Below are 13,626 nucleotides of genomic sequence, written 5' to 3'. Positions count from 1 at the left end.
CTCTCCGGCCCAGCAGTCCACCGAATGGCGTCGCTGCAGCCGCACGATTTCCTAACCGATTGCCTGTCGGCTGGAGCGGGTTAGAAGGGTCAGAGATCCCATAGTGCGAGGATCGCCGTCCGGAGGCTGGGGGAGCGGACGTAGTGATCGGTCCGCAGCCGTGACCCCGGGTGCCCGAGGTCGGTGAGCGCCTTCTCGGCGTCGGTGAGGGGCACGGGTGGCAGGTCGGTGGGTGCGCAGGAAGAACAACACCGCTCCGCCCGACCGTGGGATCCGCAACGGATCGGAGATCACCACGGCCGGAGGGTGGATTCACTCGTCTGTCGATGAACTTGCGGACAGCGGCGACGATGTCGGGGTCGTCGGTGATGACCACAGCGTCGTCGGCGAGAGTGGAATTCTCGGAAGCGTTCGCCGACCCGATCACCGCCCGGGGATTTGGTGACGGGCGGAGAGAACATCACCACGTCGAAGTCGAGCACGCACTCACCTCCCATCCGAGATCACGATGTCTTTCGCCCGGTCCGGAATCTCGATACGCCGCGATCGGCTACCTCGGCCAGGACGCACCCGAGTTGCTCACCCGTCGGTCGCCGAGGCGGCCGTCATCGGAATCGCGGACCCGAAGTGGGGTGAAGTCCCGGTGGCTGTCGTCACGCGCCGGCCGAGCGCGGAGGTATCGACCGAGGAACTCATCGCCTTCACCCGCACCCAATTGGCGGGTTTCAAGACGCCTAAGCACGTCTACTTCCGCGAATTGCCAAAGTCTGGGACCGGAAAGATCCTGAAGCACCGGCTCCGCGAGCTCATTTCACCGGAAGCTCCGCAGGCGCGGTCAGCGACCGGACGGGTCTGTGGCCGGGCGAACTGACGCACTTCTACGCGCCCGCCGAGACCGTGAAGCGATTGTCGGCCTCTTCACGGATCTGCGACGGCGCCGGGTGCGGAAGGACGCCCTGCTCGACTACTTCACGAAGTCGAGGAGGGCGTCGTTGACCTCCTGGAAGTGGGTCCAGAGCAGGCCGTGCGGGGCGCCTTCGACCTCGACGTACTGCGCTTCGGGAAACGCTTCGTGGAACGGACGCCCGGCGGCGTCGATGGGGAGAATGTTGTCCTTCGTCCCGTGCAGAATCAAGGCAGGTTTGCCCGACTCGCGCACCTTCTTGATGTCGGCACGGAAATCTTCGATCCAGCTGGACACGACGGCATACGCGGCAACGGGCGCGCTTCCGGCCGCAACGTTCCAGCTGTTGCGTACGGCGGCTTCGCTGATCCGACTGCCGAGGTTCTCGTCGAGGTTGTAGAAGTCTTTGTAGAAGTTGTCGAACCAGGCGAACCGGTCTTCGCGGGCGGCGGCCTCGATGCCGTCGAATACCGACTGCGGCACGCCGGTCGGGTTGTCGTCGGTCTGCAGGAGGAAGGGCTCGAGGGAGGCGAGGAAGGCGAACTTGGCGACGCGATCAGTGCCGTAGATGCCGGCGTACCGGGCGAGCTCGCCGGTGCCCATCGAGAATCCGACGAGGATGACGTCGTTGAGGTCCAGTGTGGTCAGCACGGTGTTCAGATCCGACGCGAACGTGTCGTAGTCGTAGCCGGTGGTCGGCTTGCTGGACTGCCCGAACCCACGACGGTCGTACGTGATCACCCGGTATCCGGCTTTCAGCAGTGCTGCCGACTGGCGCTCCCAGGAGTTGCCGTCGAGCGGGTAGCCGTGGATGAGGACGACGGGTTGTCCTGTGCCGTGATCCTCGTAGTACACCTCGACAGGGGTGCTGTTCTCGGTGCCGACCTCGATAAATGCCATGGTGACGCCTTCCTTGATCCTCGACTCACCGGAGAACGTGCGTTCTCCGATGCGTGGACTACTCTAGAGAACGCTGGTTCTCTGGGCAAGGGGTAAGTGACGTGGATGTAGACGCAGCGAAGGCGGCGGTGCTCGAATCGGCCGATGCGCTCTTCTATGCGCGCGGCATCCAGTCGGTCGGCATGGACGAGTTACGCACCGCCGCCGGGATCTCCCTCAAGCGGATGTACGCACTGTTTCCGTCCAAGGCTGCCATCGTTGCCGGAGTCCTCGAAGGGCGTACCGCGATGTGGAATGACGGCATTCGCGCGGAGGCGAGCCGACACGACACTCCGCGCGAGAAACTGTTGTCGATATTCGACTTTCTCGACGCCTGGTTCCACGAGGACGAGTTCCGCGGTTGCGCCTTCATCAATTCGTTCGGTGAGCTCGGCAGCACCATGCCCGCGGTCGCGGCGGCAGCACACAGTCACAAGAAGCAGTTCATCGACTATGTCACCGACCTGGCCGTACAGGCCGGATGCGCGCCGATTGTCGGGCTCCAAATCGCATTGCTCGCGGAGGGGGCGCAGACAACCGCCGCCATCTCCGAGTCGCCCGCATCTGCTACCGCTGCAAAAGCGGCCGCGGCCGTACTCCTCGACAACTGTGCCGTCACGAGCTGAAGGCGCAGGACTATCGGCTCACCTCGCTGTGTCGAAGCCCCGGCTCAGCACCGTGTCGGCGCGGGCTCGCCTCGGAATCGCGCCGCGATGAACTCGTACGCATCCGGGAAACCCACCACAGCAGTGGTCATGTGCTCCGAGATTTCGTACGGCACGAACGTCAGGTTTGCTCCGGCGGTGCAGTATCGACGAGCCACCTCTGCCACCGAATCGAAGGGCGTGAGCCCGTCCAGGGTGCCGTGCCACATGTAGACCGGCGCCGTCGGCACACCCTCGAAATAGCGGAGACTGTTCTCGCGCAATACCTGGCGTGCGGTCGAACTCGCCATAAGACTGGTCGACGCGGCCAGCTGTCCAGCGTTCCGGAAAGCGCCGTGGAACAGAAGGAATCGCCGGCACTCGTTGCTCATCCATTCGCGCAGCCACAGACCGGTTTCGTTGAGCTGCGACGACACCGGCAGCCGTTCCGGGTACTCACGCTCGAGGCCGACGGCCGCCGCGAAAGCGAGCCCGAACCCGGGGTGCGGGTTGAACCCGAGCCCCTCGGCCATCTGTTCGAGATCAGCCGGAATTCCGCCCTGTACCACTGCGGCAAGCTTCAGCTCGGGAGCATAGGTCGGCGCGAGCGCCGCCGCCCAGGCGCTTGCCATTCCGCCACCGGAGTAGCCCGCCAAGGCTACGGGGCTGTTCGTGAGGCCCAATTCGGATACTCGCTGAACCGCACGAATGCTGTCCAACGTGATCATGCCGCCGAGTTTGGCGGCACCGTACGCGCCGGTCGGGCCGAGGTGGTCCGGCACCGAAACGGCCCATCCCCGCTGCAGGCCCAGATACATCCCCGGCGATTCCTGCATCTCCAGGTTGAACAGCGCACGCGAGGGCGCGCACTTGGTGCCCAGTGAATTGACGATCGCCTGATACGACACCAGCGGGGGATTCGCGACGCCCCGGGGAAGCAGCACCGTCGTGACCGCCAGGATGGGATTTCCGGCTGAATTCGTCGAACGGAACGCGATCTGCCAGCCGTCCGAGTTGGCGTACATCCACGTGTCGATCCGTCGAGTGCGAACCACGTCGCCCGGCTGAATTGCCGCGAGATCGGCGGGAGCGAGGTAGAACGGATCCGGGTCGGGCCAGGGATAGAGCGGTTCGGCGCTTGCCGGCACCGGAACTGTCATTGCAAGGAAGATGGCACCGAGCATCGCCGCCATCAATGCCCTGAAGGCTCGCCGCATGAATTTGCTCCCTCTGCGCCGTATCGTCAAGACGCTGTGACTGTATACGAGCAGGGAGAGGCTCCGTTACAAATGTGACACGGCACGGACCATCCGGCACGCATGTGGACGAACGCCCGACAATGCGCTGTCACCCGGGCAGATGACTGTCGTTCGACGCAGCGGGTCGCGGTGGCCAGGTCCGAGACGTGGCCACCGCCGCTCCAGCTGTTAGCTACCGAATCCGCTGAACAGCTCGAGGAAACCGTCGAGACCGAAGTCCAGGCCGCCGCCTGGGGTGGTCGAGCTGACAGTGACCCGCACGGGGGCGATGGGGTCCTGGTAATCGACGTCGCCCTCCTCCTTGCACTTCGTGCGCACCTGGTATTCGCCGTCGGGGAAAACAGCCGAGGTGCCGACGCCGGACGCGTTGGTCAGCACCTGACCGGCCACCATGGTCGGACCGGTCACGGGGAAGCTCTGGCCCACTTTCGTCGTGGAGTCGAGAACCGTTGCGTCGGCGCTGTAGACGGTGCCCTCGCACTTGACGAACGGTTTGGTGGTGTTCAGTCCGGTGATCGAGGTGGTGATCGTGCCTGCACCGGCGTCCGCGGTCACGGTCGCCGCACCGGTGATCGCTGCGGAACCGATAGCGGGGTTTGCGATCAGTGTGAGCGCGGAGAGTCCGGCGATGATGCCGGCGCCGGCCAGGCGTCGCTTGGTGGAAGAAGCCACGAGAGTATGTCCTTGTCGTTAGTCGCCGGGCCCCCGCACGCGGCGCATGTGATCCTTGCGTGCCAGCTCCGGATCACCCTGGGGTGAGCCTCGGCTGAAGCCGCGAGAACGGTTAGCCTGCCCTCTGTGAGGGCCGCCTAAGTAGATGCTGTGATCATCCCGCAAGTCAACAGATGTGACCGGCGTCACTATGAGCCCTGTGAGTACTTATTAACCGCGGGCGGTTAATAAGTACTCACAGGGCCCTCGAGGGGCACGTCACCCTCATCGGCACCGGGTCGTCGCAGAAGTGAGCGGCATTCGGATAAGACGCGCGCAAAGAGGATAGCTTCACCGCTTCGGTGTCAATAGTGTTGTGGCTCACAGTCGAAGGGAATGTGATGCACAACGAATTCGATGCCGTCATCGTCGGTTCCGGAATCAACGGACTCGTCGCCGCGTCCATGCTGGCGCGATCTGGCTGGAAAGTGGCACTCCTGGAGAGTAATCCGGAGATCGGTGGGTTCGTCGGGAGCGGTGAGCGCACGGTGCCCGGCTACGTGCACGACACGTTCTCTTCCTGGTACCCGCTGTTCGTGTCGGGCCCCGCGCACACGGCGCTCGGCGACGACCTGGCCCGTCACGGGCTGCGATTCTGCAACACCGACGAGGCCGTGACCGCGAGCGTTGCCGACAGCGGCCGCGTCACCCTGGCGTATCGCGATCCGGAGCTGACGGCAGCGGGCTTCGGCAACGAAGAAGACGCGACTGCCTATCTGGAAGCGTTGCACCGGTTCGGTCGCAACGCACCGGTGATCGGCGGAATAATGGGCAGCGAAATCCGCAGCGCCGGAGTCGTTCCACTACTGGCGCGCTTCTTCAGAACCAACGGGCGGCGCGGCTCCGAGAAGTGGCTTCGAGACCTCGCTGCGTCGGGCCGCGCCTACTGTTCTCGGGAGTATGTCGGTCCCGAGGTAGATCACCTGTGGGTGCCGTGGCTGCTGCACGCGGGTCTGTCGCCGGACAATGCCTCGGGCGGCTTCATGATTCCGGTGCTGGCGGCCACCGTCCACGGGTTCGGACTGCCGGTCGTCGAGGGAGGATCGGCACGACTGCTCCAGGCCTTTAGAGGACTACTCGACGAATTGGGCGTCGAGGTGCATACCGGATCCCGCGTCGATCGCATCATTGTCGAGGGAGGACGTGCGACCGGCGTGGAGACGGCAGGGCGACGCTACCGGGCCCGGCGCGCCGTACTGGCGTCGGTAACACCCACCGCCTTGTACGGGTCGTTGCTGCCTCCCGAGGCGAGTCCTGCCCCGCTGCGGGCCCAGGCACGGCGGTACCGGTACGGGCGCGGTGAGATGCAGATCCACATCGCCTTGTCCGAATCACCCAAGTGGCGCGATACCCGACTCGATGAGGTTCCGCTGGTTCATATCTCGGATGGATCGGCGAGTACCGGTATTGCCCGCGCGGAAGCGGAAGCCGGTCTTCTCCCCAGGAAGCCGACAGTCGTGGTGGGACAACAATCCATCCTGGATCCCTCACGCGTTCCGTCCGGTGCCGCTTCGCTCTGGTTGCAACTGCAGGAAGTTCCGTACGAACCGCTCGGCGACGCCGCCGGCGAGCTGAACACCGCGGACGGTTGGACCCCGGAACTGGCCAAGGCCTACGCCCAGCGCGTCATCGATCGCGTGGACGCGCACACCCATGGTCTGAAGATCCTCGGAACGGACGTGATCTCGCCGGCCGATCTCGCGGCATACAACGAAAATGCCGTCGGCGGAGACCCCTACGGCGGCAGTTCCGAGCTGGATCAGAGCTTCCTGTGGCGCCCACTGCCGGAGGCCGGACGGCATCGGACCTGCGTGGACGGGCTCTGGCACATCGGGGCGTCCACTCATCCCGGAGCCGGACTGGGCGCCGGTTCAGGCCATCTGGTGGCCACCAAACTTGCCGCGCAGCGGCAGCGTAAAGCCAACTAGGAGTTGACATGCCAGTGATCACCGACCTTCTCGCGTCCATTGCCGGCGAGCGCATCGAATTGATCGACCTCACCGCACCACTGACGGACAAGACCCCGGTGCTGCGTTTGCCGGAACCGTTCAAGAACACCCTGCCGTTTCGCCTGGAGTTGATCAGTCGCTACGACGAGGAGGGACCGGGCTGGTACTGGAACAACATCCACACCGGCGAACACACCGGCACCCACGTCGATGCGCCGAACCACTGGATCACCGGCAAGGACGGACTGGATGTGTCACAGTTGCCGTTGCGCTCGCTGATCACACCGGCCGTCGTACTCGATGTCACCGACCGGGTGGCCGAGAACCCGGACTTCCTCCTCGATATCGCCGACATCGAGCAGTGGCAACGCACGCACGGTGCCCTCCCCTCCGGTGGTTGGCTCCTCTACCGCACCGGGTGGTCGAGTCGATCGGAGAACAGCGACGACTTCCTCAACATCGACGAGACAGGTTCGCATACACCAGGTTTCACGGCCGAGTGTGCACGCTGGTTCGCCGAGGAAACCGACCTGGTCGGGGTGGGTGTGGAAACCGTCGGCACCGACGCCGGTCAGGCTGCCGCACTGGATCCGACGTTCCCCTGCCACCACCACATGCTCGGCGCGGGCAAGCTGGGACTGACCCAGCTGCAGAACCTCGATCGCCTGCCGCCGACTGGATTCGCGCTCGCGGTCCTGCCACTGCCCATCGTCGGCGGATCAGGCAGTCCCGCCCGCGTGGTCGCACTGGTCGAGAAGTAAGGAAGAGTCAGAAATGGCCGAACGTTCTTTCGCCGCCGAAGTCGAACAACTCCGCAACGGCGCCGGCACCACCCTGCACGTCGAGGGCATCCTCGCCGTCACCAAGGCTCTGCTGCAGTCCGGTGTGGCCTATGTCGGCGGCTACCAGGGTGCACCGATCTCGCACCTGATGGATGTCCTCGGTGACGCCCACGAAATCCTCGACGAGCTCGGGGTCTATTTCGAGAACAGCGCCTCGGAGGCGACCGCGGCCGCGATGCTGGCGGCGTCCGTTCACTACCCGCTCCGCGGTGCGGTGACCTTCAAGTCCACGGTCGGCCTGAATGTCGCCTCGGACGCGCTGGCGAACCTGGCCAGCGGTGGCGTCACCGGCGGCGCGCTCGTCATCCTCGGCGAGGACTACGGCGAGGGCTCGAGCATCATGCAGGAGCGTTCCCACGCCTTCGCGATGAAGTCGCAGATGTGGTTGCTCGATCCCCGGCCCAACGTCTCGGCGATCGTCGACGCGGTCGAAGTCGGCTTCGAGCTGTCCGAGGCGAGCAACACCCCAGTGATGCTCGACCTGCGGCTGCGGTCCTGCCACTTGCACGGGGCGTTCGACGCCAAGGACAACAAGCGTCCACCCATGACAGTCAGCGATGCGCTGGACAATCCGTTGCGCGACATCGACCGGATCGTGCTTCCGCCGGCCAGCTTCCTGCACGAGAAGGAGAAGATTCACGACCGGTGGCCTGCAGCGGTCACGTTTATCAAGGACCGCGGTCTCAATGAGGTTTTCGGGAACGACAAAGCCGACATCGGCATCATCGTGCAGGGCGGTCTCTACAACACGCTGAACCGGTCGATGGAGTTGCTCGGCTGCTCCGACGCGTTCGGGCGCACCCAGGTACCGACGTACGTCATGAACGTCACCTACCCGGTCATCGACGACGAGATCATCGAGTTCTGCCAGGGCAAACGCGCCGTCCTCCTCCTGGAGGAGGGCCAGCCCGACTACATCGAGCAGAACCTCAACGCGATCCTGCGCCGGGCAGACATTGCCACCGCACTGCACGGCAAGGACATGCTGACGCTCGCCGGCGAATACACCTCGACGGTCGTCACCCGCGGCGTCAACGAGTTCCTCCAGCGGTACCTCCCGGACGTCGTCGCGCACCAGCCCGCCCTGCTGCGTGATCCCGACGACCCGACGAGCCCCACCGCTCCCCGCGTGTCGTCCGAGGTCATCTCGCCGCGGCCGCCGGGACTGTGCACCGGATGCCCCGAACGCCCGATCTTCAGTGGTCTCAAACTCGCCGAGCGGGAGACCGGCAAACACCACGTCAGCGCCGACATCGGCTGCCACCTCTTCGCCGTCAACGCACCGTTCGACCTCGGAGCCACGACGATGGGATACGGCCTCGGATCAGCCGGTGCCTCCGCCTTGAGTTCCAAGGACACCGACCGGCGCAGCATCGCGATCATGGGTGACGGCGGTTTCTGGCACAACGGCCTCACCAGTGGCATCGGCAACGCCGTCTTCAACAAGAGCGATCAGGTCCACCTCATCGTCGACAACGCCTACGCCGCGGCGACAGGTGGGCAGGATGTGTTGTCCTCCCAGGCAGACCTTCCCACCCGGTCCACCCAGCACCCGATCGAGAAGGCCGTCCGCGGTATCGGCGTGAAATGGGCACGCACCATCAAGAACACCTACGACGTCGGCAAGGTTCGTGACACGTTCGTCGAGGCCCTCACCACAGAGGAGTCGGGACCCAAGGTGCTCGTCATGCAGAGCGAGTGCCAACTCAATGCCCAGCGCCGCGTCAAGCGCGACAGAAGCGCAGCGCTGGCTGCCGGTAAGCGGGTGGTGCGCGAGCGGTTCGGGGTCGACCCCGACACCTGCACCGGCGACCACGCCTGCATCCGGATCTCCGGCTGCCCGTCGTTGACGATTGCACCCAATCCGGATCCGATGCGCACCGACCCGATCGCCGAGGTCCTCGACAGCTGCGTCGGCTGTGGAGTGTGCGGGGAAAATGCCCACGCCGCGGTGCTGTGCCCGTCCTTCTACCGCACCGACGTCATCGACAACCCCACCCGACGCGAACAGCTCCTTGCGAACGTCCGCTCGTGGTGGATCAAGATCGCATCCCGCGGCATCGAACGCCGCGCCGCACAATTCGAGGCAGCCTGATGTCCAACTGGTACAACGGTCAACGTCCGATCACTCTGGCGATCGTCGCCCTGGGCGGCGAAGGCGGCGGCGTGCTCGCCGACTGGATCGTCGCCGTCGCCGAGAACGCCGGCCACTACGCGCAGAACACCTCCGTCGCCGGTGTCGCCCAGCGCACCGGTGCGACGGTCTACTACGTCGAGATCTTCCCGCCTGGCGACGAGCCGAATCCGTCGTCGGCAGCTGACGCCCGAATCGAACCAGTGCTCAGCGTGTTTCCGAGTCCCGGCGAGGTGGATGTCCTGATCGCCTCGGAATTGATGGAATGCGGCCGGGCCGTCCAGCGTGGGTTCGTCACACCCGATCGAACGACCTTGATCACCTCCACCAATCGCGTGTACTCCATCGACGAAAAGATGGCCCTCGGTGACGGTCGCGCCGACAGCTCCGAACTCGTCGCGGCGGCCCAGCGGGCCTCGAAGCGACTGATCGCCGCCGACTTCATGGAGATGGCAGAACAGAGTCGCAGCGTCATCAGCGCCGCACTGTTCGGCGCGCTCGCCGGCTCCGGGACCCTTCCGTTCACCAGGGACCAGTTCGAGGCGCCGATCCACGCCTTCGGAAAGGGCGTCGAATCCTCACTGAAGGCCTTCTCTGCGGGCTTCGACGCTGCGGTGCAGCAGCAGAAGCCACGCCCCGCACGGAAGTCGAATCCGATTCCCATCTCGATCGGACCGCGACCGGTGACCCCGGAGGATCGCAAAGCGGAGGAAGAGGCACGGCGCAGAACGGTCGCGGCGACAGATCCGTTCGCACTGGTCGGGCCGGCCCTGCGGCCGCTCGCCGCGCGAGTCCTGGATCTCCCTCCCGCGGCGCGGTCGATGATTCTGCACGGACTGGTCCGCACCGCGGTGTACCAGAATCTGGACTACGCCGAGCGCTATCTCTCCCGGGTCATGCGCTTTGCCGAAGTTGATCCGGACACAGCCGGAGCGGCTCGGCTGACCACCGAAGCGGCCCGGCACATCGGGTTGTGGATGTGTTACCAAGACACGATCCAGGTCGCGCTGCAGAAGACGCGGCAGGCGCGGATGGAGCGGATCCGCACCGAGGCGCGGGCGGAACGCCACCAACTGATGCAGGTTCGTGAATACCTCCACCCGCAGATCGACGAGATCACCGACACGATGCCCTCCCGACTGGGGGCCCGCATGCACCGTTCGAAGTGGTTCCAGCGGTTGGTCGGCGCGATCACTCACAAGGGGATGATCCTGAACACGAGTTCGGTGCACGGTTACACGATGTTGAGCACCATGGCGCGGTTGCGGCCCCTCCGCCCGCGGTCACTGCGGTTCGTTCGGGAGCAGGCGGCCATCGAGGAGTGGATCGACCACGCTCTGCGGGCTGCAGCAGTCGATGCCGACCTCGGACGTGAGATCGTCGAATGCCAGCGTGTCCTCAAGGGTTACGGCGCCACGTATGAGCACGGCGGCGACAGCTTCGGCAAGTTGATGTCCGCGGCCCACGCATTGGTCGGCTCACCCGGAGCGGTCACGTCGCTGGCAGAGCTCCGTGAGTCCGCGCTCGCCGACGAAGACGGAGCCCGACTGGACGCCAAGCTGGCGACCATGAAGCTGGGGGACAGCCTCGTCCAGCAACTGGAGGCCACGGCTTCCGGCCGCGGGTAACGGTCAGGGCTGGTGGATGACCCGCATCGCGTGTTCTCTGGCCGGTCCGCTGAGGGCGTCGTTCAGTTCGTCGAAGAGCCGGCCGGCCGTGACACCGTTCCATCCCGGTGGAAGGAGCGGAAGAGGGAGGCCGGGATCGAGGTAGGGCAGCCGCCGCCACTCGGTGAGCATGGGCACGTACTCGGCAAACGCGTCTCGCGGGGTGAGTGTTCCGGCGCTCGACCGTTCGAGGACCGGACGATACTTGTCGAGAAATGCGGCATAGAGGGTAGTGAGTGCGTCGAGATCCCACCACGTGCGCACCTTCGTGCGGAGATCGCCGAAACCGAGGTGTTCCGCGCTGTACATGTCGACGTATTCGCTGAGTCCTCGCCGTTCCAGCGTTTCCCTGGTCTCGCGCACGAGGCTTCCCGGTGCGATCCATACCCCCGGCGCGGTGGTGCCGAAGCCGAGACGGGTCAGGAACGTTCGGAGAATGTGCCGCTTGTCCCGTTCTGATTCGGGGATGGAGAAGACCACCATCAACCAGCCGTCTTCGATCTCGGCGCGCTTGCGATCGAAGATCCTGACATCGCCCTCGGCGAGTGCATCCAGAGTCTGCTTGGACAGCGAATAGCCCGCGGCGCCGTCGTGACGATGGGCTTCCAACGTTTCGCGTCGCTTGAGCCGTGAAATCGACGAGCGAACCGCGGCTCCGTCCACACCGAGATGGGACATCAGCCGGACCACGGAGGCCACCGACAACCAGTTCGACTCGGCCCGCGCGTAGAGCCCGAAGATCGTCACTATCAATTCGCGCGGTTGCAGCTCGTTCGATCGTTCGATGGCCAAGTCGTCGGCGAAGCTCTCCGTCGTCATGGATACACCATAGCCATCGTCGCGGCCACGAAGCATCAGGTGGCCAGCAGGCGGTACTTGCAATATTTCGTATCGTTGACGAGCGTAACAATCAGTGCATACGCTTGCGACGTTCATATCTATAGTGGGAAGGCCATCTATGACGCTGTCTCCGTCGGCGCACCTGGACTCGTTCTGCCGCGACAACCTCCCCCCGGAAAATCTGTGGCCGAACTTCGAATTCACCCTCCCGGAGTTGCGGTACCCGGACCGCCTGAACTGCGCATCTTCACTTCTCGACGACCAGGTCGCCGCCTTGGGCGGAGATCGCCCAGCGCTGCTCTCGCCGTCCGAAAACTGGACCTACGGGCAACTTTTGCGCCGCGCCAACCAGATCGCCCAGATACTCACCGATGACTTCGGGCTGGTACCGGGCAACCGCGTATTGCTCCGCGGGCCGAACAACCCATGGTTGGTGGCTTGCTGGTTCGGGGTGGTGAAGGCAGGCGGCGTTGCCGTGACGACCATGCCGCTGCTTCGCAGCGGTGAACTGAGCAAAATTATCGACCTCACCACACCCTCGCTCGCGCTGTGTGATCACCGGTTCGCCGCCGACCTGATCGAGACCGGCCAGATCGGCGCTCTGTTCTACGGAAGTAACGAACCCACCGACCTCATCGCCCGCACCGCCGCCAAATCCGGGCGCTTCACCAACGTCGCCACCGCGGCCGACGATGTCGTTCTGCTGGCCACCACATCCGGAACCACCGGTACTCCGAAAGCGACGATGCACTTCCACCGCGACATCCTTGCCGTTGCGGACACCTTCTCGGCACGGATACTCCGGCCGACTTCCTCGGACGTCTTCACGGGAACGCCACCACTGGCGTTCACCTTCGGGCTGTGCGGTCTGGTGGCCTTCCCGCTGCGGGTGGGCGCCGCGACGTTACTACTCGAGAAGACAACTCCGAGTGAGCTGGCCGACGCGGTGCGAGAACACGCAGTGTCGGTGTTGTTCACCGCCCCCACCGCGTACCGGGCAATTCTCCGCGAGAACAAGGCGCAGAGTCTCGCCTCGGTTCGTCGCTGCGTGTCTGCGGGCGAGCATCTGCCGGCAGCGGTGTGGGAAGAGTTCCACGAGGAGACCGGCATTCGCATCATCAACGGCATCGGTGCCACCGAAATGCTGCATGTCTTCATCGCGGCCAGTGACGACGACATCCGACCCGGGGCCACCGGGAAGGCCGTACCGGGTTATACCGCAGCGGTACTCGACGACGACGGACAGCCCGTTCCCGACGGCACACCGGGACGTTTGGCGGTGACCGGCCCGACCGGTTGCCGATATCTTGCCGACGACCGCCAGCACCAGTACGTCCAGAACGGGTGGAACATCACCGGAGATACGTATATTCGCGACTCCGACGGCTACTTCTGGTACCAGGCACGTAGTGACGACATGATCGTCTCGTCCGGCTACAACATCGCCGGCCCGGAGGTCGAAGAAGCGCTGGGCCGGCACCCCGACGTGAAGGAATGCGCGGTCGTGGGTCTGCCCGACCCCGATCGGGGAATGATCGTCCACGCGGCAGTCGTACTGATCTCGGACACCGTGGGCAGCGACACCAAGGTCCGCGAACTCCAGGACTTCGTCAGAAATCAGCTGGCACCGTACAAGTACCCTCGCAGTATCGATTTCCTCGCCCATTTGCCGCGCACCCCGAACGGCAAGATCCAGCGCTACCGGCTGCGGGAGTTCCGACGGGCCACGCGCTAGTC

The 13,626-nt window shown here is 64.7% G+C and carries 11 protein-coding genes and 1 pseudogene; 7 read left to right on the top strand and 5 right to left on the bottom strand.

The features are described from left to right. Nucleotides 1–89: 89 nt before the first annotated feature. Nucleotides 90–439 (bottom strand): annotated as a pseudogene (locus tag ACH49N_RS20845) (hypothetical protein); the annotation flags it as partial. A gap of 69 nt (nucleotides 440–508) precedes the next feature. Here ACH49N_RS20845 and ACH49N_RS20840 point away from each other — a divergent pair. Continuing rightward, complete coding sequence (locus tag ACH49N_RS20840) at nucleotides 509–871, top strand: hypothetical protein (RefSeq protein ID WP_358274378.1); 363 nt, start codon at nucleotides 509–511, stop codon at nucleotides 869–871. Nucleotides 872–964: 93 nt separating this feature from the next. Here ACH49N_RS20840 and ACH49N_RS20835 read toward each other — a convergent pair whose 3' ends face one another. Further along, complete coding sequence (locus ACH49N_RS20835; protein ID WP_358274376.1) at nucleotides 965–1,804, bottom strand: alpha/beta hydrolase; 840 nt, start codon at nucleotides 1,802–1,804, stop codon at nucleotides 965–967. A 101-nt stretch (nucleotides 1,805–1,905) separates the two neighbouring features. Here ACH49N_RS20835 and ACH49N_RS20830 point away from each other — a divergent pair, with 101 nt between their 5' ends. Further along, nucleotides 1,906–2,469: a TetR/AcrR family transcriptional regulator gene (locus ACH49N_RS20830; protein WP_358274374.1), complete on the top strand. Its 564-nt coding sequence runs from the start codon at nucleotides 1,906–1,908 to the stop codon at nucleotides 2,467–2,469. A gap of 44 nt (nucleotides 2,470–2,513) precedes the next feature. On the opposite strand, the gene ACH49N_RS20825 is transcribed toward ACH49N_RS20830, so the two are convergent. After that, nucleotides 2,514–3,680: a lipase family protein gene (locus tag ACH49N_RS20825; protein WP_159927404.1), complete on the bottom strand. Its 1,167-nt coding sequence runs from the start codon at nucleotides 3,678–3,680 to the stop codon at nucleotides 2,514–2,516. Between the two features lie 234 nt (nucleotides 3,681–3,914). Continuing rightward, on the bottom strand, nucleotides 3,915–4,418 hold the full coding sequence (locus tag ACH49N_RS20820; protein WP_358274372.1) for a hypothetical protein: 504 nt from the start codon (nucleotides 4,416–4,418) through the stop codon (nucleotides 3,915–3,917). A gap of 380 nt (nucleotides 4,419–4,798) precedes the next feature. Between ACH49N_RS20820 and ACH49N_RS20815 the strand changes: the two genes are divergently transcribed. Genes ACH49N_RS20815 through ACH49N_RS20800 form a run of 4 tightly spaced genes read left to right on the top strand, consistent with a single transcriptional unit; the run spans nucleotide 4,799 to nucleotide 11,010 of the window. After that, complete coding sequence (locus tag ACH49N_RS20815) at nucleotides 4,799–6,385, top strand: NAD(P)/FAD-dependent oxidoreductase (protein ID WP_358274370.1); 1,587 nt, start codon at nucleotides 4,799–4,801, stop codon at nucleotides 6,383–6,385. 8 nt (nucleotides 6,386–6,393) lie between these two features. Further along, nucleotides 6,394–7,167, top strand: coding sequence for a cyclase family protein (locus ACH49N_RS20810; protein ID WP_358274369.1), 774 nt, complete (start codon nucleotides 6,394–6,396; stop codon nucleotides 7,165–7,167). A gap of 13 nt (nucleotides 7,168–7,180) precedes the next feature. Then, a complete protein-coding gene (locus ACH49N_RS20805) occupies nucleotides 7,181–9,343 on the top strand; it encodes an indolepyruvate ferredoxin oxidoreductase subunit alpha (RefSeq protein ID WP_358274367.1) in 2,163 nt (720 codons plus the stop codon). Next, nucleotides 9,343–11,010 carry an indolepyruvate oxidoreductase subunit beta family protein gene (locus tag ACH49N_RS20800; protein WP_358274365.1) on the top strand — a complete coding sequence of 556 codons (1,668 nt, stop codon included), beginning with the start codon at nucleotides 9,343–9,345 and terminating at the stop codon, nucleotides 11,008–11,010. The genes ACH49N_RS20805 and ACH49N_RS20800 overlap by 1 nt, the downstream gene beginning before the upstream one ends. A gap of 3 nt (nucleotides 11,011–11,013) precedes the next feature. On the opposite strand, the gene ACH49N_RS20795 is transcribed toward ACH49N_RS20800, so the two are convergent. After that, nucleotides 11,014–11,868 carry a PaaX family transcriptional regulator C-terminal domain-containing protein gene (locus ACH49N_RS20795; RefSeq protein ID WP_159924259.1) on the bottom strand — a complete coding sequence of 285 codons (855 nt, stop codon included), beginning with the start codon at nucleotides 11,866–11,868 and terminating at the stop codon, nucleotides 11,014–11,016. Nucleotides 11,869–12,007: 139 nt separating this feature from the next. Between ACH49N_RS20795 and ACH49N_RS20790 the strand changes: the two genes are divergently transcribed. After that, nucleotides 12,008–13,624 (top strand): AMP-binding protein, encoded by a 1,617-nt coding sequence (locus ACH49N_RS20790; protein WP_358274363.1) that lies wholly within the window; start codon nucleotides 12,008–12,010, stop codon nucleotides 13,622–13,624. Nucleotides 13,625–13,626 lie beyond the last annotated feature (2 nt).

The organism is Rhodococcus sp. NPDC019647, assembly GCF_044389235.1.
Lineage (GTDB): Bacteria > Actinomycetota > Actinomycetes > Mycobacteriales > Mycobacteriaceae > Rhodococcus_F > Rhodococcus_F oxybenzonivorans.
This window is presented reverse-complemented; position numbering and strand designations above follow the sequence as displayed.